23 protein-coding genes are annotated in these 21,421 nt (G+C 64.9%); 14 read left to right on the top strand and 9 right to left on the bottom strand.

The window, feature by feature from the left end:
- The first annotated feature begins 2 nt into the window (after window positions 1-2).
- Entirely contained in the window at window positions 3-197 is a 195-nt protein-coding gene (locus tag AWC27_RS31395; RefSeq protein ID WP_281255929.1) for a hypothetical protein, read from the top strand.
- 11 nt (window positions 198-208) lie between these two features.
- Here AWC27_RS31395 and AWC27_RS27410 read toward each other — a convergent pair whose 3' ends face one another.
- Window positions 209-886: a hypothetical protein gene (locus AWC27_RS27410; RefSeq protein WP_085673737.1), complete on the bottom strand. Its 678-nt coding sequence runs from the start codon at window positions 884-886 to the stop codon at window positions 209-211.
- Window positions 887-964: 78 nt separating this feature from the next.
- Here AWC27_RS27410 and AWC27_RS27405 point away from each other — a divergent pair, with 78 nt between their 5' ends.
- Genes AWC27_RS27405 through AWC27_RS27395 form a run of 3 tightly spaced genes read left to right on the top strand, consistent with a single transcriptional unit; the run spans window position 965 to window position 4,979 of the window.
- On the top strand, window positions 965-2,470 hold the full coding sequence (locus AWC27_RS27405; RefSeq protein ID WP_085673735.1) for a carboxylesterase/lipase family protein: 1,506 nt from the start codon (window positions 965-967) through the stop codon (window positions 2,468-2,470).
- Between the two features lie 5 nt (window positions 2,471-2,475).
- A complete protein-coding gene (locus AWC27_RS27400; RefSeq protein ID WP_085673732.1) occupies window positions 2,476-4,455 on the top strand; it encodes a DUF7064 domain-containing protein in 1,980 nt (659 codons plus the stop codon).
- On the top strand, window positions 4,437-4,979 hold the full coding sequence (locus AWC27_RS27395) for a gluconokinase (protein WP_245847547.1): 543 nt from the start codon (window positions 4,437-4,439) through the stop codon (window positions 4,977-4,979). The genes AWC27_RS27400 and AWC27_RS27395 overlap by 19 nt, the downstream gene beginning before the upstream one ends.
- Here AWC27_RS27395 and AWC27_RS27390 read toward each other — a convergent pair.
- Window positions 4,951-5,907: a DoxX family membrane protein gene (locus AWC27_RS27390; RefSeq protein ID WP_085673728.1), complete on the bottom strand. Its 957-nt coding sequence runs from the start codon at window positions 5,905-5,907 to the stop codon at window positions 4,951-4,953. The two genes, AWC27_RS27395 and AWC27_RS27390, sit on opposite strands and share 29 nt — an antisense overlap.
- Before the next feature lie 71 nt (window positions 5,908-5,978).
- Here AWC27_RS27390 and pncA point away from each other — a divergent pair, with 71 nt between their 5' ends.
- Both pncA and AWC27_RS27380 read left to right on the top strand, forming a co-directional pair.
- Entirely contained in the window at window positions 5,979-6,551 is a 573-nt protein-coding gene (gene pncA / locus AWC27_RS27385) for a pyrazinamidase PncA (RefSeq protein ID WP_085673727.1), read from the top strand.
- On the top strand, window positions 6,551-7,348 hold the full coding sequence (locus AWC27_RS27380) for a nuclear transport factor 2 family protein (RefSeq protein ID WP_085673725.1): 798 nt from the start codon (window positions 6,551-6,553) through the stop codon (window positions 7,346-7,348). The genes pncA and AWC27_RS27380 overlap by 1 nt, the downstream gene beginning before the upstream one ends.
- Window positions 7,349-7,355: 7 nt before the next feature.
- Here AWC27_RS27380 and AWC27_RS27375 read toward each other — a convergent pair whose 3' ends face one another.
- Window positions 7,356-7,715, bottom strand: coding sequence for a DoxX family protein (locus AWC27_RS27375; protein WP_085673764.1), 360 nt, complete (start codon window positions 7,713-7,715; stop codon window positions 7,356-7,358).
- An 80-nt stretch (window positions 7,716-7,795) separates the two neighbouring features.
- Between AWC27_RS27375 and AWC27_RS27370 the strand changes: the two genes are divergently transcribed.
- Genes AWC27_RS27370 through AWC27_RS27350 form a run of 5 tightly spaced genes read left to right on the top strand, consistent with a single transcriptional unit; the run spans window position 7,796 to window position 12,933 of the window.
- Entirely contained in the window at window positions 7,796-8,713 is a 918-nt protein-coding gene (locus AWC27_RS27370) for a sigma-70 family RNA polymerase sigma factor (RefSeq protein ID WP_085673723.1), read from the top strand.
- Window positions 8,714-8,762: 49 nt separating this feature from the next.
- Window positions 8,763-10,091, top strand: coding sequence for an ABC transporter substrate-binding protein (locus tag AWC27_RS27365; RefSeq protein WP_085673721.1), 1,329 nt, complete (start codon window positions 8,763-8,765; stop codon window positions 10,089-10,091).
- Between the two features lie 14 nt (window positions 10,092-10,105).
- Window positions 10,106-11,014, top strand: a complete 909-nt coding sequence (locus tag AWC27_RS27360) for a carbohydrate ABC transporter permease (RefSeq protein ID WP_085673762.1) — start codon at window positions 10,106-10,108, stop codon at window positions 11,012-11,014.
- Window positions 11,001-11,843 carry a carbohydrate ABC transporter permease gene (locus AWC27_RS27355; RefSeq protein ID WP_085673719.1) on the top strand — a complete coding sequence of 281 codons (843 nt, stop codon included), beginning with the start codon at window positions 11,001-11,003 and terminating at the stop codon, window positions 11,841-11,843. The genes AWC27_RS27360 and AWC27_RS27355 overlap by 14 nt, the downstream gene beginning before the upstream one ends.
- A 4-nt stretch (window positions 11,844-11,847) precedes the next feature.
- Window positions 11,848-12,933 carry an ABC transporter ATP-binding protein gene (locus AWC27_RS27350; RefSeq protein ID WP_085673717.1) on the top strand — a complete coding sequence of 362 codons (1,086 nt, stop codon included), beginning with the start codon at window positions 11,848-11,850 and terminating at the stop codon, window positions 12,931-12,933.
- On the opposite strand, the gene AWC27_RS27345 is transcribed toward AWC27_RS27350, so the two are convergent.
- The 4 genes from AWC27_RS27345 to AWC27_RS27330 all read right to left on the bottom strand — a co-directional run bounded on the left by AWC27_RS27345 (window position 12,916) and on the right by AWC27_RS27330 (window position 15,510).
- Window positions 12,916-13,770, bottom strand: a complete 855-nt coding sequence (locus tag AWC27_RS27345) for a hypothetical protein (protein ID WP_085673715.1) — start codon at window positions 13,768-13,770, stop codon at window positions 12,916-12,918. The genes AWC27_RS27350 and AWC27_RS27345 overlap by 18 nt on opposite strands.
- A gap of 3 nt (window positions 13,771-13,773) precedes the next feature.
- Window positions 13,774-14,691 (bottom strand): hypothetical protein, encoded by a 918-nt coding sequence (locus AWC27_RS27340; RefSeq protein ID WP_139837251.1) that lies wholly within the window; start codon window positions 14,689-14,691, stop codon window positions 13,774-13,776.
- 154 nt (window positions 14,692-14,845) lie between these two features.
- On the bottom strand, window positions 14,846-15,181 hold the full coding sequence (locus AWC27_RS27335) for a hypothetical protein (protein WP_085673711.1): 336 nt from the start codon (window positions 15,179-15,181) through the stop codon (window positions 14,846-14,848).
- A complete protein-coding gene (locus AWC27_RS27330; protein ID WP_085673709.1) occupies window positions 15,178-15,510 on the bottom strand; it encodes a YbaB/EbfC family nucleoid-associated protein in 333 nt (110 codons plus the stop codon). The genes AWC27_RS27335 and AWC27_RS27330 overlap by 4 nt, the downstream gene beginning before the upstream one ends.
- Before the next feature lie 60 nt (window positions 15,511-15,570).
- Here AWC27_RS27330 and AWC27_RS30625 point away from each other — a divergent pair, with 60 nt between their 5' ends.
- The 3 genes from AWC27_RS30625 (at window position 15,571) to AWC27_RS27315 (ending at window position 19,566) form a co-directional block, all read left to right on the top strand.
- On the top strand, window positions 15,571-16,167 hold the full coding sequence (locus AWC27_RS30625) for a hypothetical protein (RefSeq protein ID WP_139837250.1): 597 nt from the start codon (window positions 15,571-15,573) through the stop codon (window positions 16,165-16,167).
- 1,616 nt (window positions 16,168-17,783) lie between these two features.
- Complete coding sequence (locus AWC27_RS27320) at window positions 17,784-18,647, top strand: hypothetical protein (protein ID WP_139837249.1); 864 nt, start codon at window positions 17,784-17,786, stop codon at window positions 18,645-18,647.
- 7 nt (window positions 18,648-18,654) lie between these two features.
- On the top strand, window positions 18,655-19,566 hold the full coding sequence (locus AWC27_RS27315) for a hypothetical protein (RefSeq protein WP_085673703.1): 912 nt from the start codon (window positions 18,655-18,657) through the stop codon (window positions 19,564-19,566).
- Between the two features lie 49 nt (window positions 19,567-19,615).
- Here the strand turns inward: AWC27_RS27315 and AWC27_RS32490 are convergent, their stop codons facing one another.
- Both AWC27_RS32490 and AWC27_RS27305 read right to left on the bottom strand, forming a co-directional pair.
- Window positions 19,616-20,305 (bottom strand): hypothetical protein, encoded by a 690-nt coding sequence (locus AWC27_RS32490; protein ID WP_245847546.1) that lies wholly within the window; start codon window positions 20,303-20,305, stop codon window positions 19,616-19,618.
- Window positions 20,306-20,516: 211 nt separating this feature from the next.
- Window positions 20,517-21,419, bottom strand: coding sequence for a hypothetical protein (locus AWC27_RS27305; protein WP_085673701.1), 903 nt, complete (start codon window positions 21,417-21,419; stop codon window positions 20,517-20,519).
- Window positions 21,420-21,421: the final 2 nt, after the last annotated feature.

Here is a 21,421-nt window from a genome sequence, read left to right as displayed (position 1 = left end):
GTCTGCCCGCCGGCCCCGCGGCGGGCGGTGCCGGCGGGCACGGTGGCGACGCGAAGCTCATCGGTGTCGGTGGCAACGGAGGCAACGGTGCGGCCGGCGGTGCGGGCACACCCGTCGGCGCCGGGGGGCCCGGCGGTGCGGGCGGTGCCGGCGGCATCCTTCTGGGCACCAGCGGCGACCCAGGCTTGCCTGGCTGACGACGAAAAGCTCAGCAGCGCAACGCTGTACCGACGCCGTCGGGTGGCGGTACCGACCGCAGGCAGCCGAACGGTTCGACGCCGGCGGGACTCAGCCGGGCCGCCGACTGATGGGCGTAATTCACGCACACCACAGTGCTTTGACCGGAGCGGCACCGATAGTCGCCGAACGACAACGAGTCGCCGTTGGCCAGCTCCAATCCATCGCCGAAAATGAACGGCCCCGGATCGGCGTGTGTTGAGCCGACTTGCAGATTGGTGCCGTCGAAATCGACCCAGCCGGCCTTCCATTCGCCATAGGCCGTCGCGGGCGCAGGCGGCGGATTGGTCAACTTGACCAGACACGCCAGCGGCCCGCCGGTGTGTTTGACGTCCGTCGTGCAGCTCACGGCTCCGCCGGGGACGCTGAAGGCGACGTCGCTGCCGAGTTCGGTCGTGGCGCCGTCGCGCGCCGCGCTGTGGTAGCGCGCGGGGTCAGCGGGGTGACCTGCCTCGATCCAGGCGATGACGGCCGAAATGGGCGCCCCGGCAGCCGGCCCGGCAGCCGGCTGTGGGCTGCTCGGCGGGGGATTCGCGCTGGACGTCGCAGACGGCGCGGCACCGGTCGACGAGTGCCCCGCGTGCTCGCCGGTACCGTGCGAGCATCCGGCGATCAGCAACGACACGGCCACGAGTACGGCGATCCGCATTCCGTCAGGCTAGCCGCCACACGGCGAATTCTGGCTCTGCTGGGGCACTACGTACATAGTGTCGGCTACCGTCGGGTTATGCATGAGCGCACTGTCCGCGCCCGCACCGTTAGCGGCATTGTCGAAGGCTTCACCCGCGACGGAGTGAACCGCTGGCGATCCATCCCTTACGCCCGGCCACCAGTTGGCCCGCTGCGATTCCGGGCGCCGCAGCCCCCGCAACCCTGGTCAGGGGTGCGGCACTGTCACGGGTTCGCCAGCTGTGCACCCCAACAGCGCCGCTACACCATGCTCGGACTCGGCAAGTACCAGCCCATGAGCGAGGATTGCCTCACCCTCAATGTCGTCGCACCAGAAGTGCCGCCGGCCGAGCCGCTGCCGGTCATGGTCTTCATTCACGGCGGCGGGTACATCCTGGGCAGCTCGGCAACGCCCCTTTACGACGGCGCGGCGCTGGCTCGCCGCGGATGTGTATACGTGTCGGTCAACTACCGGTTCGGCGCGCTGGGATGTCTGGATCTTTCGTCGCTGTCCACTGCCGACATCGCCTTCGACAGCAACGTGTACCTACGCGATCTGGTGCTGGCGCTGCGCTGGATTCGGGACAACATCGCCGAATTCGGCGGTGACCCGGACAATGTCACCATCTTCGGCGAGAGTGCGGGCGCGCACATCACCGCGACGCTGCTGGCTGTGCCCGCGACCGAAGGCCTGTTCGCCCGCGCGATTTCGGAAAGCCCGGCGGCCGGCATGGTGCGCTCGAGAGACGTCGCCGCAGAGTTTGCGAGCCGTTTCGCCGGGTTGCTCGGCGCGCGCCCCCATGATGCTGCTGACGCGCTGATGCGTGCCCCGGCTGCCCAACTGGTCGAGATCCAACACCGCCTGATTGACCAGGGCATGCAGAAACGATTGGGCGCCTTCCCAATTGGTCCCGTCTTCGGTGACGATGTACTGCCCATGGACCCGGTTGAGGCGATGCGATGCGGCAAGGCGCACCGAGTGCCCCTGATCGTCGGCACCAACGCTGAAGAGGGACGGTTGTTCACCCGCTTCCTCGGGATGCTGCCGACGAATGAAGCGATGGTCGAGGAGCTGTTCGCCGACGCCGAACCTGGTGCGCGCGAACGCATTACCGCCGCTTACCCGAACTATCCGAAACCGGAGGCATGCATCCAGATCGGAGGCGATTTCGCCTTCGGCGCGGCCGCGTGGCAGATCGCCGAGGCGCACGGCGTCCATGCCCCGACCTATATGTACCGGTACGACTACGCGCCGCGGGCGCTGCGCTGGGCGGGTTTCGGAGCCACCCATGCCACCGAATTGTTGGCCGTCTTCGATGTGTATCGCACCAAGTTCGGCGCACTGCTAACCGCCGGAGCCGACCGCGGCACTGCGCTGCGGGTCAGCAACGAGGTGCAACGACGGTGGCGGTCATTCAGTAAAGCCGGTGTACCCGGAGACGGGTGGCCGGCCTACACCCAGGCCGACCGCGCCGTGTTGGTGATCGACCGCCAGTGCCGGGTCGAGTTCGATCCGCACCAGCACCGCCGGATGGCCTGGGACGGCTTCACCCTGGCACGCTGACGGCCATGGACTGCAACATCGAGCAACCGATCGAAGGCCCAGGCGACCTGACCGCGCCGTGGCTCACCGCGGCGATCGGCAGCGGGGTGGTCACCGATTTCACCGTCGAGCGCATCGGCACCGGCCAGATGAGCGAGTGCTATCGCGTCGCGCTGACCTACGCAGAGCCCGGTGGTCCCGGCTCCGTGGTGCTCAAGGTAGCGGCCACCGATCCGATGAGCCGGCAGACCGGCGCGGCGCTGGGTCTCTACGAGCGCGAAGTCCGCTTCTACCGCGATATCGCGCCACGCCTCGGCGGTCCCGTCGCGCCCTGCTACCACGCTGCGGTCGACGCCGCGACGGGCATCTTCGATCTGCTGCTCGGCGACGCCGGACCGGCTGTCGTCGGTGACGAAATCACTGGCGCGACGATCGAACAGGCCATGTTGGCGGTGACCGAGCTGGGCCGGCTGCACGGCCCGCTACTCGGTGATGCGGCACTGGCCGAAGCGCCGTGGCTCAACCGCGACGCGCCGCTGAGCCAGGCGATGATCAGCGGACTCTACGCGGATTTCGTCGACCGCTACGGCGATCAGATCGCGCCGCAGTCGCGGATGGTATGTGACCGTCTGATCGCCGCATTCGACGGATATCTCGGCGCACAGACCGGAATCCAGGGCCTGGTGCACGGCGACTACCGGCTGGACAACCTGCTTTTCGGCACGGCGGAGGCCGACCGGGCGCTGACCGTGGTCGACTGGCAGACGGTGTCCTGGGGACCGGCATTGACCGACCTGGCCTACTTTCTGGGCTGCGCCCTCGCGACGCGGGATCGGCGCGTCCACTACGACGCGCTGCTGCGGGCATACCATGAGGCGCTGGGTCCAGCAGCACCGATCAGTCTGGATGATGCGGCCGAAGGCGTACGCCGACAAAGCTTTTTCGGTGTGATGATGGCGATCGTCTCGTCAATGCTGGTGCAGCGCACCGAGCGGGGCGACCGGATGTTCATGACGCTGCTGCAGCGGCACTGTGATCACGTTCTGGACGTCGATGCGTTGGCGACGCTGCCGGCCCCGTCTTCGCCGGAACCGTTACGGCCTTTGGAGCCGGACGAACTCGCACATACCGCGACCGGGGAACCGCTGTGGAGTGAGAGCTGGTATGCCGACTTCGCTGATGCGGCACAGGGATTGGGCGGTTGGTTTCGCATCGGCCGGATTCCCAATCAGGACACGGCGTGGTTTCAGGCGCTGCTGTGCGGTCCGGGGCTGCCGACCGTAGCCGTCGTCGACTTTGCGGTCCCGTTGCCGGCAGACCCGTGGGAACTGCGCACCGATGCCATCCAGGCAAACCACTCGGCCAGCGCGCCGCTGCGCACCTATGGCGTCGACATTCGTGCGACAGGCCAGGCGTACGCGGACCCGTCGGCATTGTTGCGCGGGGAGCCGGGAGAACCCGTCGAGATCACCATGCAATTGGTGTGGGCCACCGCGGGTACGCCCTACAAATATCGGCTGACCACGCGCTACGAGATCCCATGCACCGTTTCGGGCAACGTCACCGTGAATGACGCCCGCTACCAATTCGATTCGGTTCCCGGACAGCGTGACCACTCCTGGGGCGTGCGCGACTGGTGGTCCATGGACTGGATGTGGAGCGCACTGCATCTGGACGACGGCACCCACATCCACGCCCTGAATCTGCGCATTCCGAATACCCCGGCGATGGGTCTTGGCTACCTCCAGGACGCGGCCGGTGGGGTCACCGAACTGCAGCAGGTCGACATCCGAGAAGCCTTCGACGACAACGGATTACCGTTGAGTTCATCGTTGACGCTCAACCCGGGCGGGCTTGTCGCCAGCATCGACGCGCGCGGTCATGCGCCGGTGCGGCTGACCGCTACCGACGGACGAGTAAGCCAGTTCGCCCGTGCATGGGTCAGCCTCAGCACCGCCGATGGGCGCAGCGGGGTGGGCTGGATGGAATGGAACCGAAACCTCTAGCGGCTGCGGCGCGCACGCCCATCGTCGTGATGGGCGTGTCCGGTTCGGGCAAAACCACGGTGGGCGAGGTGCTGGCGCGGCGGCTGGGGGTGCCCTTCATCGACGCCGACACCATGCATCCGCCGGCCAATATTGCCAAGATGAGCGGCGGTACGCCGCTCGACGACGACGATCGCCACCCATGGCTGGATCGGGTTGGAGTGTGGTTGGCCGACCACGGCGAGGGCGGGGTGGTGAGTTGCTCGGCGCTCAAACGCAAATACCGCGACCAACTGCGCGCGCACTGCCCGCATGCGCGGTTCCTGCACCTCGACGGCTCGCCGGAACTGATCGGCCGTAGGTTGACCGCCAGATCAGATCACTTCATGCCGGCCGCTCTGTTGCGTTCGCAGTTCGACATCCTTGAACCACTGAACGCCGACGAGCGCGGCACCGTCTTAACCATCGGGGATGACGGCGCCGACGATGCCGAGGCCGTCGCTGAGAAGTTTCTGGCTAGCGCCACCAGCGATTGCGACCATTGACTTGCTCGTCGATCCGGTCGCGTGCGGTGTCCGCCAATCGGCTGCCGCGAGCCGCCGCCTCGTCGGCGAGCTTGCTACTGCGGGCGGCGGCCGTTTCGGCGAGCTGACTGCCGCGGTGACGTGCGGTTTCGGCCAGCTCGACGCCACGCACCCGAGCCGTGCCCGCTAAGCGTTCCCCGCGCTTGCGCGCCGCCTCGGCGTACGGCGCACTTTTCTCGGCCGCCGCGCTGGCCAGTTCGCGTCCGCGTTCGAGCGCGGCCTCGGCGTAGGGCTGGCCCTTTTCAGCGGCCGTAGCGGCCAGTTCGCGTCCGCGTTCGAGTGCGGCCTCGGCGTAGGGCTGGCCCTTTTCAGCGGCGGTAGCGGCTAGTTCTCGGCTGCGTTCGGCGCCGACGTGCAAGCCGTGCGCGATCCGCTCGCCCAGATCGGAATCGAGCAGTGCGTCGGAGGACCCGGGCAGCGCCGACGAGACCCGCTCGGAGAGCCGTTCGGCTGCCCGGCGGCCGCGCCAGCCCAGCGACGGCTTGCCTGCGGTATCGGCCGACGCGATGATCAGCCCACCCAGCAGGCTGACGTCGGTGATGAAGTCACGCCGCTTCTCGGCCTTGCGCTCCGGATCGCTTTCGCTCCAAAACATATGGGCGCCAAGGTTTCCCGGTATTACCGTCAGAGCCAATGCGGCTGAGGCGATGCGCGGCAATCTGCCGGTGGCCAACAGCAAACCACCGCCGATCTGCACCGCGGCGTTGACTTGGGCCAGCGTCTCGGCATCCTGCGGAATGCTCTTGCGGACCGAATCCGGCAAAGACTGCAAGCCGGCCGCGGTGGGTTGCGCGGCTTCGGCCGCAGGTTTGGGGTTGAGCAGCGCCTCCACACCCTGGGCGATGAATACGGCCGACAACATGGGCCGCGCGATTCTGCGGATCAACATGGTCGGTGGGGTTCCCCGGCGAACCGGGGCACAAACCCGCCAGATTCGGTCCCGGTCGATGGTCGCTGCGTATGGTGTACTGCGTGCGAGCGTTGATCATCGTCGACGTGCAGAACGATTTCTGCGCGGGCGGCGCGATCCCGGTGCCCGGCGCCGACGCCCTGGGCCCGGTCATCAACGACTACCTTGCCCAGGATCCGGGCTACCACCACGTCGTGGCCACCAAGGACTTCCACATCGATCCCGGTGAGCATTTCTCCGATCGTCCCGACTATTCGTCATCCTGGCCCCCGCACTGCCGGGCTGGCAGCGCCGGCGCTGAATTCATCGCCGATCTCGACACCAGCACCATCCAGGCGGTCTTCTGCAAGGGCGCCTACGCCGCGGCCTACAGCGGCTTCGAGGGCATCGACGAGAACGGCACTGCGCTGCTGGACTGGTTGCGCCAGCATGACGTCGACGAGGTCGACGTCGTCGGCGTAGCCACCGAACATTGCGTACGTCATACAGCCCAGGACGCGGCCCGGGCCGGCCTGACCACCAGGGTCCTGCTGGACCTGACGGCGGGGGTGTCGCCGGATTCGACCGCGCAGGCGCTCGGCGAGATGCGTTCGGCCAGTATCGAGTTGATAGGAGGGCGTTGATGGTCGCAGCCAACCGGGAGGACCTATTGGCGGCGGTGGAACGGTCCCCGCAGGCGGCCGGCGCGCACGACCGCGCCGGCTGGGTCGGATTGTTCACTCGCGACGGCCGCGTCGAAGATCCGGTGGGGTCACGTCCGCACGTGGGCCACGAAGCGATCGGCCGGTTCTTCGACACGTTCATCGCTCCGCGCGACATCACCTTCCATCGCGACCTGGACATCGTCTTCGGCCGCGTCGTGCTGCGCGACCTCGAACTCGAGGTGGCCATGGGTTCCGCGGTGACGATGTACATTCCGGCATTTCTGCGCTATGACCTTCGAGAAGTCAACGGCGACTGGCAGATTGACCAGCTGCGGGCGTACTGGGAGTTGCCGGCGATGATGCTGCAATTCCTGCGCACCGGAACACGCGCAGCAGCGCCGGCCCTGCAACTGTCCCGGGGCTTGTTGGGTAATCAGGGCGTGGGTGGTACCGCGGGATTCGTGACAGGTTTTCGTCGGGCCGGCGCCCGTCACAAGAAGCTGGTGGAAACCTTCCTGCGCGCGGTGGTTCGGGGCGACAAGGCTGCCGCCATGGGAACGCTTTCCGCCACTGCCGCAATAACTTTGGGTGACGACGACCCGCTGGACATGGCCGAACTCGTCGAGCAGCTCAGTGGCGCCCGCTGGCAAAAAACGATCGGCGCCGGCTCAACCGTCACGGTGTCACTGCTTTCCGACCATGGACGTGGCATCCTGTTCGCCGACGTTGCATGGCGCGGCAACGCAATCACCCGGGTCCGGTACTTCCCTGCCTGATCGCCAGTCAGTGCATCACCATCAGCGCCAGGGATGCGATCGACAGCAACAGGTAGCAGCCTGGAAACGCGATGTTGGAAAAGACGCCGGCCCGCACGTGCGCGATTACGGCGCCGATGAAGTACAGCACCAGCCCCGTCGCCGCGGCGATTCCTATCCCGGACAAGCCCAGCAGCCCCACCACCAGCCCCCCGGCTCCGGCAAGCTTCAACACCGCCAGCGTCGGCAGCCACGAGCGCGGCACGTTCACCCGGGCCGAATTGGCCAGCACGAACTCGGCGGGAATGAGATCGGGCAACGCGATTCCTGCGGTGACGATCGCCGTCGTCACCACGACCGCGAGGTAGGCAGCATTCGATAAGGTCATGGTGCTGGTCTCCTTACAGCAGAATCGTTCGATGGAAGCGGTCATCTTCTTGACGATTTCTGCCCGGGAAAGGTGACCCCATGGACGCAACTGAAGATCTCGCCGTGCTGGCGCAACGCTTTGACGCAGACCGACAGCACCTCAGATCCGTGGCGTTTCAGCTACTCGGCTCGGCCGCCGACGCCGACGATGCGGTGCAATCGGCCTGGCTCAAGGCCAGCGGCTCGGATTTCGCAGTAGTGGAGAACTTGACCGGATGGTTCACCACCATCACCGCGCATGAAGCCGTCGATCAGCTGCGAGCGCGCCAGCGGCGACCCGAACGGCCGCTGCTCGAACCGGCGGATCTTGATCAGCGCGTCGCGGCCGCGGCTGACGAAGAAGCTCTGCTGGCCGATTCGGTCAGCCGGGCGCTGCAGGTTGTCCTCGACCGGCTTTCACCCGCCCAGCGGGTGGCATTCGTCCTGCACGACGTATTCGCCGTCCCGTTCGAGACCGTCGGCGGGCTGTTGGACCGCTCGCCGGTGGCCGCCAAGAAACTCGCCAGCCGGGCGCGTGGGCGCCTGACGCCCGACCCCGCCGTGCGAACCAAACGCACGGCCGAGCACGTCAAGATCGTGGAAGCGTTTCTGGCCGCCTCACGCGGCGGCGACATCGGCGTCCTATTGCAGCTGCTGGCGCCCGATGTGGTGCGCCGGGTTGACCGGTCGCTGGTTCCCGACGATGTGCCCACCGAGGTGCGCGGCGCCAGGGAGGTCGCTGATGAGACCCGCCGCTTCACCCAGCGAGCGGCGTCGGGCGTCGTGCTGCTCATCGACGGCATCCCGGGCATTGTGTTGGCGCCGGCAGGGCGGGTGCAGGCACTGCTGCAGATCAGGATCGGCGACGATGACCGCATACACGAAATCGACATCCTGAGCGATCCGGAACGCCTCGCTAACGCGGTGTTCACCCTGCCGTTTTGGTCATCTCAGGACGGACTCAGCGCCATCGGCTAAGAAGGACGTCATAAGTGGGCGACGGGAGGGGTCGAGATCGTCAAGCGCCATGTTCGATAAGCCGTTCGGGCGCCGCAGCCTGTTGCGCGGCGCCGGCGCACTCACCGCGGCCTCGGCAGCACCGTGGGCTGCCGGCTGTGCGTCCGACGACGACGCTTTAACGTTCTTTTTCGCGGCCAATCCGGACGAAGTTCGGCCCCGCCTGTACATCGTCGAGGAATTTCAGCGCCGGCACCCCGAGATCAAGGTGCGGGCGCTGCTATCGGGACCCGGTGTCATGCAGCAGCTGTCGACGTTCTGTGCCGGCGGTAAATGCCCGGATGTGTTGATGACATGGGAATTGACCTACGCCGAACTGGCGGACCGCGGGGTACTGCTCGACCTCAACAGCTTGCTGGCGCGCGACAAGGCTTTTGCGGCGCAACTGAAATCGCAAAGCATGGGCAGCCTGTACGAGACCTTTACCTACGACGGAGGTCAATACGCGCTGCCCGAGCAATGGTCGGGCTGCTACCTGTATTTCAACAAGCAGTTGTTCGCCGACGCGGGAGTGCCCCCACCACCTGGCAGCTGGGAACAGTCCTCGAAACAGCCCTGGTCTTTCGACGAATTCCTGGACGCAGCGAAGGCGCTCACCAAGCGGGATGCGTCGGGGAGAGTACAACAGTGGGGTTTCGTCAACGCGTGGGTCTCGTTCTACTCGGCCGGGCTGTTCGCCATGAACAACGGCGTGCCGTGGTCCACACCGCGGATGAACCCCACCCACCTCAACTTCGATCAAGAGGCGTTCATCGAAGCGGTGCAGTTTTACGCCGATCTGATCAACAAGCACAAGGTCGCACCCAGCACCGCTGACCAACAATCGATGTCGACGGTGGACTCCTTCGCGGTGAACAAGGCGGCAATGGCGCTCAGTGGACACTGGCGTTATTCGACCTTCGATCGAGCCGCCGGCCTCGACTTCGACGTGGCCCCACTGCCGGTCGGCCCGCGGGGCAAGGCCGCTCGCTCCGCCATCGGAGTCACCGGACTGGCCATCGCATCGACGAGTCGGCGCCAGGAACAGGCCTGGGAATTCGTGAAGTTCGCGACGGGACCCGTCGGGCAGGAATTGATCGGCGAATCCCGGCTTTTCGTGCCGGTGCTCAAGTCCGCGATCACTTCGGACGGCTTCGCCGCGGCACACCGCAGGCTCGATAACCTCGCCGTGCTGACGGAAGGACCGGCTGTCTCCGAGGGCCTGCCGATCACCCCGGCTTGGGAGAAGATCACCGCGCTGATGGAGCGCAACTTTGGACCCGTGCTGCGCGGGGCGAAACCGGCGACATCGCTGAGCCGGTTGTCCAAGGCCGTCGACGAGGTGCTGCGCAGTCCATGACGTCGGGGCAGGTCATGACAGGAACCCGTCCCTGGCGCCGGCGCGCCCGGGCCGGACGCATGTTCGTCGCACCCAACCTGGCCGCGATCGCGGTGTTCATGCTCTTCCCGCTGGGCTTTTCGCTGTACATGAGTTTCACGAAGTGGGACGTCTTCACGCCGCCGAAGTTCGTCGGTCTGCAGAACTTCCAGAACCTCTTCACCTCTGACCCGCTGTTTCTCATCGCCATGCGCAACACCGTGGTCTTCACCATCGGAAGCGTCGTGCCGACCCTGCTGGTCAGCCTTGTCGTTGCCGGCCTGCTCAACCGAAACGTCAAAGGCATCAGCATCTTTCGGACAATCGTCTTCCTGCCGTTGGCCGTTTCCTCGGTGGTGATGGCGGTCGTCTGGCAGTTCGTCTTCAACACCGATGACGGACTGCTCAACATCATGCTCGGCTGGATCGGCATCGGCCCCGTTCCGTGGCTGGTCGAACCGCGGTGGGCCATGGTCTCACTGTGCCTGGTCAGCGTGTGGCGCAGCGTGCCGTTCGCGACGGTGGTGTTGCTGGCCGCGATGCAGGGAATTCCGGAAACCGTCTACGAGGCAGCCAGAATCGACGGTGCCGGCGAGATCCGGCAGTTCTTCTCCATCACCGTGCCGTTGATCCGGGGAGCGATGTCCTTCGTCGTCGTCATCTCGATCATCCATGCGTTCCAGTCGTTCGATCTCGTGTACGTGCTCACCGGGTCCAACGGTGGGCCGGAGACCGCGACGTACGTCTTGGGCATCATGCTTTTCCAGCACGCATTCTCCTTCTTGGAGTTCGGTTATGCGTCCGCGCTGGCCTGGGTGATGTTCGCCATCCTGCTCGCGTTGACCGTGCTGCAGTTCCGGATCACCCGGCGGCGGTCGTGGGAGGCTTCTCGTGGACTCAGCTAAGCCGACGGTCCAGCGGCATGTCTTTCGCGGCATAGCACTCTATGCCGCGCTGACTGCGGTCGCGTGGTGCGCGCTGTTCCCCATCCTGTGGGCGCTGTCCGGCTCGTTGAAAAGAGACGGCGAGGTAAGTCAGTCGCGGCTGTTGCCGATGCATCCGCAGTGGTCCAACTACGCTGCGGTATTCGACCTCATGCCGTTCTGGCGCATGTTCTTCAACACCATGCTGTACGCCGGATGCGTGACGGCGGGCCAGGTCTTCTTCTGCTCGCTGGCCGGATACGCGTTCGCGCGCTTGGAGTTTCGCGGCCGCGACACCTTGTTCCTGTTGTACCTGGGCACGCTGATGGTGCCGTTGACGGTGACCGTTATTCCGCAATTCATCCTGATGCGGACACTGGGCTGGGTGGACACACCGTGGGCGATGATCGTGCCGGGTTTGTTCGGCAGTGCGTTCGGCACCTATCTGATGCGGCAGTTCTTCCGCACTCTGCCCGGCGATCTCGAGGAGGCGGCAATCCTCGACGGCTGTTCACCGTGGCAGATCTACTGGCGGATTCTGCTGCCCCATGCGCGGCCCGCGGTCATGGTGCTGGCTGTGCTCACCTGGGTCAATGTGTGGAACGACTTTTTGTGGCCGCTGCTGATGATTCAGCGCAATAGCCTGTCGACGCTCACGATCGGGCTGGTCCGGCTGCGGGGCGAATACGTTGCCCGGTGGCCGGTGCTGATGGCGACGTCTATGTTGATCCTGGTGCCGCTGATAATCCTCTATGCCGTTGCGCAGCGCTCCTTCGTCCGTGGTATTGCCGTGACGGGGCTGGGAGGGTGATTCCGTGGCATCGGTGAGTTTCGAGCAGGCCACCCGTCAGTATCCGGGTGCGGATCGACCCGCTCTGGATCGGCTGGACCTCGTGGTCGGTGATGGCGAGTTCGTCGTGCTGGTCGGGCCGTCGGGATGCGGTAAGACGACCTCGCTGCGGATGCTGGCCGGACTGGAAACGCTTGACAGCGGCCGGGTGCGAATCGGTGACCGCGATGTCACCAATGTCGAGCCCAAGGACCGCGACGTCGCGATGGTGTTTCAGAACTATGCCCTCTACCCGCACATGACCGTTGCGCAGAACATGGGCTTCGCATTGAAGGTCGCAAAGACCCCGAAGTCCGAGATCCGAGACCGGGTAATGGCCGCAGCGAAAATGCTTGACTTGCAACCTTATCTGGACCGCAAACCCAAGGACCTCTCCGGCGGACAGCGGCAGCGGGTCGCGATGGGCCGCGCGATCGTACGTCGCCCGCAAGTGTTTTTGATGGACGAGCCGTTGTCCAATCTCGACGCCAAGCTGCGCGTGCAAACCCGCAACCAAATCGCGGCATTGCAACGCCAACTCGCTACCACCACGGTGTACGTCACCCATGACCAGGTGGAGGCGATGACCATGGGCGACCGTGTCGCGGTTTTGTGCGACGGGGTGCTGCAGCAATGCGCGGCCCCCCGGGAGCTTTACCGCAACCCGTGCAATGTGTTTGTCGCCGGGTTCATCGGGTCGCCGGCGATGAACCTGTTCACCGTACCGATTGCCGATTCCGCGGTGTCGCTGGGGGATTGGCTCATCCAGGTGCCGCACGAGATCGCGGGCCTGGCATCCGAAGTTGTGGTGGGTGTGCGCCCCGAACATTTCGAGGTGGGCAGTCGCGGCGTCGAGATGGAGGTCGACGTCGTCGAAGAACTCGGTGCCGACGCGTACTTGTATGGCCGAATCACGGGATCCGACAAGGTGATCAGCAAACCCATCGTCGCGCGCACGAGTGGGTATGACCCGCCCGGGAAGGGTAGCCGGGTGCTGCTACAGCCGCAAACCGGCCACGTGCATTTCTTCGGTGTGGACGGGCGACGGATCGGCTCAGGGCCCGTCGCTTAACCGCGGGAAGTCGGCCAGCGTCGCATCGCCGAGCGACCACGTCGCATACTGGTTCAGCGCTGCCTGAGCGTCTTCGCTTGCGACCCTTCGTTCTTCGCCGTCCAGAGCCGATTGGCGTGCTGCAACATAGGCGGCCGCCGCGCCGGCTACCCGGGTCCGGGCTAACTGGTAAGCTGAATTCCATTGCCGGACAGAATCATTGATGCGCTGCAGGGCGTTGACGTAGTCGTTGGAGATCCATTCGCCGAACTTGTTCAGCGTGTCAGCGGGTTGGCCTCCGCCTGGCCACGCCACGCGCAATTGTCCGCCCAGCGTACGTAGGCGCGTCCCGAGCTCTTCGAGCTCTGAAAGCGCCAGCTCGGGCGCAGCTACCTCGTTATCGCCGATCGTGAGCAGCACCGCGCAACTCAACACCTCGTCGGCGTTCCCGGGCATCCAGGTGTCTTGCCGCGCCCAGTTCGGTGAGGCGCGACGAACCACACGGCCGCTGAAATCGACCGGGTGATGGGCTGACGGGGCAACCAGGCCGAGCATGCCTACCGAGGTCCAGCGGGCGACCGCCGTCATGGTCTGTGCGGTGCCGATGAAAATCTCGGCCATCCGCGTCAGTTCGTCGGCCGCGTCGCACGCCGCTTGTCCGAGGGTCGATCGCGCGTGCGTCAGGTGCGCGGCGATCCGCATGGAGAAAGGATCCGGCGCCGGCGACGCCACCGGCAGACGCAGCGGCCTGCCGATCGTCGCAAGCGAATCCGCAACCGACAGCACTTGATTCGAGATCGCACGGACTGCCGACACATCGGGCAACACGGTGTTATGGGACTGGGGGCCGCCGGTCACATCTCACAGACCCATCGTGATCTTCGGCGGTGACTGCGTGAGGTCGGCCGCGCCGGTTACCGCAATTGGCAAGTGCGGCATCGTAAATGTCCGGCCATCGGATCGCTGCACGGTGAGGGTCCCGAAATCCGCCATGCCAAAGAAGTTAATCGTCCCCTGGCGCTCATTGAACCGGTCGACGTGGATTGCGTCGGAATTGACGGGCCCGCTCCATGACGCGGTGCCATCGATGAATCCCTGGGGTGGAACATGCTGCGGACAGTTGGGCGGCGAAAATTGCCGTGACTGGGCGCATTTCGCCAGAGCCGCCTCGATTGCGCGCCGGGCCTCTTCCTTGCCCGTCGTGCTAGCTACGAAATGCGGCATCAGGTTGATTTGGCCCGCCCGGTTGATGCCGTTCAGTAGGGTCTGCTGCTCGATCGACGGCGTGACGTCGACGTACTGGTTCCTCGAGCCGACATCGACCCAGCCCGGAAAGACATAGGCGACACCGGTTCCCGAGATTGGTTGGCCGAAAATCGTGATGCTGTCCAGTAGAGCCGGGGCGGCAACGGAACGGCTGCCCTTACCGGAGGTGAGTGCGATGGCGCCGTGGTCGAGCTTCCAACCATCGCCCGCCTTCGGCGGGACAACCACGATCGTCTCGTCAGATGTCTGATCGCCGAAAGTGGCGATCACGTGCGCTGACACCCGGTTGGACGATTGCAGGATCCGAATGTTGCTGATCGGCGCCTTGGTGATCTGCATCTTGAGTATCTCGTCGGTAAGGAACGTCCGGTCGGCCGGCCGGGTTTTTGCGATTGCCAGCGCACCCCGGGCATCGCCGCGGGCGAGGGCTTCGAGATAGATCCTGACCGCTTCGTCGGCAGACTTTGCGCCGCCATGTCCAGAGCTGCCTGTGAGGACGAGCGCGGCAGCCACCACAACCGCAGCCACTGCGGCGAGTCCGCCGATCACAAGGTACAAGCGGGTGCGCGAAGGTGGCTCTCTTGTCACAACACACCACCGATCAACGTCCCATGACTCCACTGCAGCGCAAACTTCCGCCCAGCGTAGGTCCGCGGACGGCGTCGCATCAGTACTTCAGAGTTTGACGTTTGAACGCTTCGTACTCCTCTTCGGTGGGCGCCTCAGGCAGGAGTTCGAAGACCGACGGCTGTAGAGGTTGTTCTCCGGCTGCGGCCATCAGCTGCTCGCGCAGGCTCAGTCTGCCGCGCGCCGACGCTACCGATGCCACCTTCAAAATCTCTTGTGTCAGGGTGCGTTCCGTCATTTTTCGGACGTCTTCGTGAAGGAATATGCCCCGCACGGCGCCGCCGTGGGCCGCCAGCACGCCAACCGTTCGGCGTTGGTTGAACACTTCGTAGGCGCGTTCCTCGAAGGGCGTCTCTGCGTTGCTCGGATTGGTCATGACGCCTCGTCTACGTCAGCCGCCGGCTCGTCGGCGGTCGTCTCTTGGTACAACCGCGCCACCGCGGCGGCGGCGTCCTCGTTGGCTGCGGCCACCAGTCGTGAGATCTCCTTGGCGATGGCCGCGGCGCTTTTGCGATCCAGCACGCCGGGCTTGAGCCACAGGTCGACCAACTCGCCGTTCATGTCGACCTTGACGGCGATCTCGCGGTCTTCGGACAACCGTTCAGCGGTGTAGGTGCGCATCTCGTCGAGCGACGCCATCAGCCGCTCGCTGACCTGGTCGGCGAAGTCCATGGCCTTTTGGACTTCCGGGTGGACGCTGCTCATACTCCGATGACCTTATCGGGGGACCCGCGCGAGGCCATTCCTGCAGGTACCATGCCATCTATGGACGCGTTCGCGCCCGGGGGAGCACAGCATCCTGTGCAGGGCCAGACAGGCCACAATGACGCCGGCCACGGCCAGGTCGCTTATCCCGGCGGGCCTGCGCCGCTGAATCGGCCACGGTTTCCGTGGTTCCCATGGGCGGTCATCGCCGCAATCTTGATTGCAGGTGCGCTCATAGCTGCAGCGATCTTCTTTAGAGACGCCGGTCAAAGCTCGGACCTCTCGAAGCCATCCATGGCTGCCACGACGACAACGAAGCCAACCAAATCGTCCGGCGGGAGTACGTGCGCGGCATGGATGACAGCACAGATTGACATGGGTCAGGTTACCCGAATGCCGCCCGGATGGGTTTATGGCAATCCGGCGATAGACCAGCTGGCTGATACTCGGGCGGCGCAGATCAACAAGATCCTGAATGTATTCGAGACACAGATCGCCCCAGAACCGGCCGACGTCGCCGCCGCAGCGCATTTGTTCATTGCAAAGCAGCGAGTGGAAGTTCGTAAGCTCACAGCTCGCCAGCCGATTGACGACGGTGACGTAGCCGCCGTAGAAGGGGCAGGCTTAGCGCTTAATCGCACTTGCGGCACAGGATGACTCCGAAACCGAGCACGCCGCATGCTGACCAGATTCTCGGTCCTTACTGGGAATCGTCGATAACCCCTGAAAGTCTGAGCAACTGGTCTTTGCAGCTTGGCAAAGCTGGCGCCGAGTTAGGGTTCATCGCCGGAGATGGCCAGGTGCAGGCGGTGCAGTTGCTCGGCTATGGCCAAGGGGCATTAGCTGAAGCGATTTCGTCAGCCTGGGCCAAATACTTCGTTTATGTGGGCAAGTGCGCCGCGCAATTCGGCGAGGCCTCCGCTTGTGTTGCGGCCTGGGCCGAGTCACTCGGCGCGATGCTCGGCGCAATGGCTGGTGTCGTGGACTGGGCGGAAGCCGCCATCGCGGCTTTTGAGGCGGCAAGAGTCGAGTTGGAACTAGTAGGCCAGAACGTTGATGAGTTGATCCAGACGGTGATCACCGAGGCTCATACGCAGGTCACGGGAATCTCGGGAGCTGCCATTGCTGGGCTTGCGGCATTGCCCGGCTGGGTTACGGCCATTGGCGGCCCGCCGACCGGGCTGCCGCACGGCGCCACGGCACCGGGCAATCCAACCGGAATGTCTTCAGGTGGCGCACCGCCCGGTGCTCCCGCGGTGCCCCAGGGGGGTCTTGCGGGAGGCAATCCGGCCGGGATGTCTTCAGGTGGAGTGCCGCCAGGCGCCGCGGCCATACCGCAAGGTGCACCGGCGACTAGTAATCCGGCAGGAATGTCCGTTGGCGGTGCACCCGCACTTGGCGGGCCGGGACTGCCTGAGGGTGCGCCTCTGTTGCCGAATCCGACCGCAATGTCGCCAGGCGGCGTGCCCACGAATGCTGCCGCGATGCCAGGGGCGCCCTCAGGGGTTCTGGGCACCGGAATGGCTCCTGCGACCGGTTCGTCGGCTGGACTCCCGGCGGCGGGACTTTCCCCCGCATCGGGTGCGCCGGTATCGAGTGTCCCTGGCGCCGGCGCTACGCCTGTGGGAGCTCCGGGCGCACCTGCGCTTGGGTCGCCGGTGACCGGAGCGCCGGCGGTCGCCGGGGCGCCGGCCACTGCTGGGTCTCCCTTGCCGTCGGTTTCGCCGTCCGGTGGGCTCGCAGGGATCGAAACGCAAGCGGGCATAGTAGCGCCGACCGGGACGGTTACTGGTTTGGCAGCGCCGGCCGCCGGATTAGGTCCTGCCGCGGCGGCTGCTGCCACTCCGCTTGCGGGTGCACCGATGAGCGCAGCGCCGCTGGCAGGTACGACGGCCGCTGCTGCGGTCGCTCCGACAAGTTCGCCTATTGCCGCGGTTCCCCCGCTTACACCGGTGGCGCCGACCGCGCCGGCCGTTGCGCCGCCGCCGATGGCGGCTGCTGCACCGGCTCAGTCCGTGATGCATATGCCTGCGTCCGCGTCATCGGGTGCGCCGGCTGCCGTACCCGCCACGCCCGGGCCGCATTCGCCCTCAGGGCAGCATTCGTCGACATCGTCGAGTGTTTCGCCGGGGTCGCACGAGACCCATGGGGCCGCTGACGAGGAAGGGGCAGCGGGCCCCGTGCCGCACTTGGCGCCCGTTGACGACGCCGCAATTGTCCCAGTACCGCTGATATTTCGGGGCGCAGAGGATCCGCAACGGCAGGTGGTCGACATGGATCTGGCGATGGTGCGCACAGTGCTGGAGACCGCCGGCGGAGGATCCACCGTGAGGTGGGCCGCGGGAATGGTTGTGACGGGGGGGCGGCGCCAGGTAGTCGTGACCACCGATCGCGGCCGTAGCTGGTTTCCGCCGAACGTGTTGTTGCCAGAGAATGCCGTATTACCTTGGAAACACGAGGATTCCGCGCGCTGGGAAGGTTTGTTGGATCCGGCTCGAGTGATAGTCGAGTACGCGGCTGCCGCCGCGTCGGGGACGCTCACGGCGCTGGCATCGACGCACAGTAGCGCGCCCGGTGTGGCGGCGGGCGTGCCGTTCGCGTTCGCGGACGCGGTGCAGCGGCCGAGACCGGATTTGTTGGGCGTCCCGACGGCCGGGCGGGAGACGTTTGCAGTGTCGGCCGCCCGGCTGGTAGCGGCCGACGCAATCACAGATCCCCACGACCAGCGGCGGCAGGCGTTGTGGATTGCACACGATGCGGTGGAGAAAGCCGACGACGCGAGCTCGGTCCGACGGTCGATCCTGGCGGCCCTGAATGCGGACCCAAACCTGTTGGAACCTAAAAAGATCGATCGTCTTGGCTGGGTTGCGTTGACGAACGAGAACGAAGTTTTGTGGGAAAGGGACTTTGCTGCGAGAATCGATGTGCGCAATGTCGATATCGGCCGGTTAGATACCGGGGGAGGAGCAAGTCGGCCGTTCTTGGTCCAGTCGTATGCAACCGAGACGGTGTTGGCTTTGCGTAACGCATCACCGCGGCAGGCGTTACTTGACGCCTTGTATTCGTGGTCGATGCTGCTGGAACTTATCGATACCGAAGGGAGGCGGTACCCGCGTGAACCAGCCAATGCATTTTGATATCCCGATGTTTCGAGATTTATCCGGCCAGTTGGCTGAGAACGGGTTTGGGGCGGGCAACTTAGCCGAGGAAGTCACCTTCGGATTTGCGCCAGTGCCGGGCGATAGTCCGTTCGGAGGTGCGCTTGGATCGCTACTGACGGGTCTGCACGGTGGGCTCGCGCTCACGCCCCCACAGCTCACCGGAGGAGCCACTCAGACCGACCAAGACGTCCAAACGGGTTTGTCGAACATCGAGGGTCAGGATCTGACCAACGCCGGGCGAGCTCGCCTCGCCAAGAATCCAGGTGACCCGGAGTCGCTTGAGCAACAGGCCCAGGACAAGGCCAAGCAGGGCGCCGAAAAGCCCGAGCAAATGATGCAGCAGATGTTGCAGCAGATGCTGCAGATGGCTGCTCAAATGGGCGGACAGTTCGGTCAGCAATTTGGTCAGCTCAGTCAGCAGTTCAGCCAGTTGTTCGGTCAGGCCACACAGCAGGTGAGTCAGCTATTCTCACAGGCCGGCAAGGCAGGCGCCAGCGGCATCGAGCCCATGGCAGGGGCCGCTGCGGCGGGGCTAGATGCCGCTGGCGCTGTGGGTGCTGGTGGTGGCGGCCTGGGTGTGACCGTGCCAGCGGGTCTGGACGAGCCGGTCACTCCGATGACAACCTCAAGTGCGTTGGCGCCCAGTGCAATTCCGGCTGCGGCGGCGGGGGCGTCGACGTCCACGGCCGGGGCAAGCCGCGCAGGTATGCCGATGATGCCAATGATGCCGATGGCGCACCGCGGATCCGGTGAGGGCGGCGCATCGGTCAAGCGCGATCCAAAGATCTTTCCGGAGAGCAAGATCTACGATCCGCCGAAAGGCACCGAGCAGAATTTCGGAGCTAACCCCGAAATCGAAGCTGAGGAACCACCTTTCGGTACCGCCAAAGCCTAGGCTGCTTGGCCGCCGTTTTGACAACTGCGAGGACCGGCGAACATTCGGATCAGCTCGTCGTGATAAGACGCGCGCCTTGATCAGCAAGCATGGGTGCAAGTAGGTCGACCACGATCCAGTGCCTGGACTCATCGATGGACGTAATGATGCCGAGGTTGTAGGTAGCCCCGTTGATCTCCACTGTCACGGGAGAGCCACGAACCCACTCTTCAATGGGTTGAGTCTTATCGTCGGCAGCCACGACGGCCCGGCTCACCGACGACGGTATGTCCTTCAGCTCCGGGGTGGATGCCGGGTCGAGCACGCGCCCAGTCGTGACGACCCCGAACGCGTTGCTCCATTGGGCGGCAGCTTTGAGTTGCTCTACTGGCCGTGCCGACTGTGTGATCTCGTTCGTCGGTTGCTGGTCGTTGACCATGAAGCCGACCGGCATCGCCCAGTCAACTCGCCCTGAACTGAACACCGCGAGAGATGAGTTCGGTGCGGTCCATGGTTCACCGGCAATTGCGGGACGAGTGTCGCCAGGAGCGAGGTAAGTTATTTCGCCGATCTTTATTCGCGTCGGGTTCTGTTGGCCGCCTTCGCCTTTCATCACGGCGACTGGTGCGTGCATTCCGCCTTGAGCGCATTGCGCCGCGGTCACAAAGCCAGGTAATCGCTGGCCGGCAAGGTTGGGGTCTGGGTAATCGATGTAAAAGCCAGCTTTGCAAACCGTCGTGGCGGGCCCGTCGCCAACCATGATTGGAGATCCGGGCTGTAGTTTGCTCACCGGGCCTGACACATAGGTGGGTCCAGCGATCGTGGGTGGCAGCGGAGCGAAAGTGAGGACTGCCGAGCTGTGCGAAGTTGCTGTTCCGGTAGCCCTTTCTGAGGCTTTGGATCCGCAGCCTGCGGCGCCGAGAGCGGCGAGGCCAATGACGGCGACAGCAGCTACTGCCGCCAGCGCGCGCTCAGCGGGACGGGGTTGGGCTCGGGCTAGGGGTTGGCGTCGGGGTAGTCGTACCGTCCGGAAAATCAAGTTTGCTTCCCGATAGTTTCGCTCCGCACTGCACCGCGTCATTAATGAGTTTCCTTCGGTCATCTTTCAATTTGTCGCTTTCCACCTGAAGGCGGTCTTCTTCCGCTTGATACTCGGCTGCCTGACGAACCTGCACAGGATCGTTAAGGTCGAAATCACGTTTCTTGCGGTTGTGTTCGATTATCCGGCGGGTGAGGTCCTCGTCCCGGCGATTCCACTCCTCTATCTTGTTCATCAACTTTGCTACGTCTTCAGATTTGCATTCGGGCGGCGGCGTGGTTGTGGTTGTCGTCGTGGTCGTCGGGTCTTGCTTCCAGTGATGGTCGACCAACTGGATGCCGCTGCGCTTCGCCGGGGTGTTTGTGGTCAGCGCCTCGGTGAGTGCGCCGTCAACACGGTTGGCGTCGGCAATGGCGGCGATCAGCTGGGTCTGCAGGCGCAGGGCGGCCGCCATTAGCAACGGGGACCTCGTACCCCCGGGCGGCAATGTGACGTGGTTGAAGACTGGATTGATCATCAGCCCTAACTGGGCTGCGGCGCTGCGCAAATCGGCGACGCGCTGTTTGATCCGGTCAATTTGACCGGCCGCCGTTTCAGTGGCTGCGGCGACGTTAAGTGCTTGCTGGTAGTGCTGCAGCAAGGCGGCTTGGGTCTGGCTGATCGATGTGTGGGCGGCGTCGCGCACGACGCCGTGCCAGCTGAAAAATGCGGGCAGCGCACCCAGGGTGTCGGCGCTGGTTTGAGCGGCCGAAGCGCGGTCGCGTGCTGCGGCCGCGACTTGGCGCACAGCTCCGGACGACCACCGGTCGATCTCCGCGATCGAGCTCACCGCCATGG

It is taken from the genome of Mycobacterium szulgai (assembly GCF_002116635.1).
GTDB classification, from domain to species: Bacteria; Actinomycetota; Actinomycetes; order Mycobacteriales; family Mycobacteriaceae; genus Mycobacterium; species Mycobacterium szulgai.
Note: the sequence above shows the minus strand (reverse complement) of the source record. Positions and strands in the feature narration are given on the sequence as shown.

What these genes read in the sequence shown, in the direction of transcription:
- AWC27_RS32490 (WP_245847546.1), bottom strand. Translation starts at nt 20,305, where the DNA reads ATGGTTGGCGACGGGCCCGCCACGACGGTTTGCAAAGCTGGCTTTTAC.
- AWC27_RS27365 (WP_085673721.1), top strand. Translation starts at nt 8,763, where the DNA reads ATGTTCGATAAGCCGTTCGGGCGCCGCAGCCTGTTGCGCGGCGCCGGC.
- AWC27_RS27335 (WP_085673711.1), bottom strand. Translation starts at nt 15,181, where the DNA reads ATGACCAATCCGAGCAACGCAGAGACGCCCTTCGAGGAACGCGCCTAC.
- AWC27_RS27380 (WP_085673725.1), top strand. Translation starts at nt 6,551, where the DNA reads ATGGTCGCAGCCAACCGGGAGGACCTATTGGCGGCGGTGGAACGGTCC.
- AWC27_RS27330 (WP_085673709.1), bottom strand. Translation starts at nt 15,510, where the DNA reads ATGAGCAGCGTCCACCCGGAAGTCCAAAAGGCCATGGACTTCGCCGAC.
- AWC27_RS27395 (WP_245847547.1), top strand. Translation starts at nt 4,437, where the DNA reads ATGGAACCGAAACCTCTAGCGGCTGCGGCGCGCACGCCCATCGTCGTG.
- AWC27_RS27370 (WP_085673723.1), top strand. Translation starts at nt 7,796, where the DNA reads ATGGACGCAACTGAAGATCTCGCCGTGCTGGCGCAACGCTTTGACGCA.
- AWC27_RS27360 (WP_085673762.1), top strand. Translation starts at nt 10,106, where the DNA reads ATGACAGGAACCCGTCCCTGGCGCCGGCGCGCCCGGGCCGGACGCATG.
- AWC27_RS27405 (WP_085673735.1), top strand. Translation starts at nt 965, where the DNA reads ATGCATGAGCGCACTGTCCGCGCCCGCACCGTTAGCGGCATTGTCGAA.
- AWC27_RS27410 (WP_085673737.1), bottom strand. Translation starts at nt 886, where the DNA reads ATGCGGATCGCCGTACTCGTGGCCGTGTCGTTGCTGATCGCCGGATGC.
- pncA (WP_085673727.1), top strand. Translation starts at nt 5,979, where the DNA reads ATGGTGTACTGCGTGCGAGCGTTGATCATCGTCGACGTGCAGAACGAT.
- AWC27_RS27390 (WP_085673728.1), bottom strand. Translation starts at nt 5,907, where the DNA reads ATGTTGATCCGCAGAATCGCGCGGCCCATGTTGTCGGCCGTATTCATC.
- AWC27_RS27320 (WP_139837249.1), top strand. Translation starts at nt 17,784, where the DNA reads ATGGATCTGGCGATGGTGCGCACAGTGCTGGAGACCGCCGGCGGAGGA.
- AWC27_RS30625 (WP_139837250.1), top strand. Translation starts at nt 15,571, where the DNA reads ATGGACGCGTTCGCGCCCGGGGGAGCACAGCATCCTGTGCAGGGCCAG.
- AWC27_RS27315 (WP_085673703.1), top strand. Translation starts at nt 18,655, where the DNA reads ATGTTTCGAGATTTATCCGGCCAGTTGGCTGAGAACGGGTTTGGGGCG.
- AWC27_RS27305 (WP_085673701.1), bottom strand. Translation starts at nt 21,419, where the DNA reads ATGGCGGTGAGCTCGATCGCGGAGATCGACCGGTGGTCGTCCGGAGCT.
- AWC27_RS27375 (WP_085673764.1), bottom strand. Translation starts at nt 7,715, where the DNA reads ATGACCTTATCGAATGCTGCCTACCTCGCGGTCGTGGTGACGACGGCG.
- AWC27_RS27400 (WP_085673732.1), top strand. Translation starts at nt 2,476, where the DNA reads ATGGACTGCAACATCGAGCAACCGATCGAAGGCCCAGGCGACCTGACC.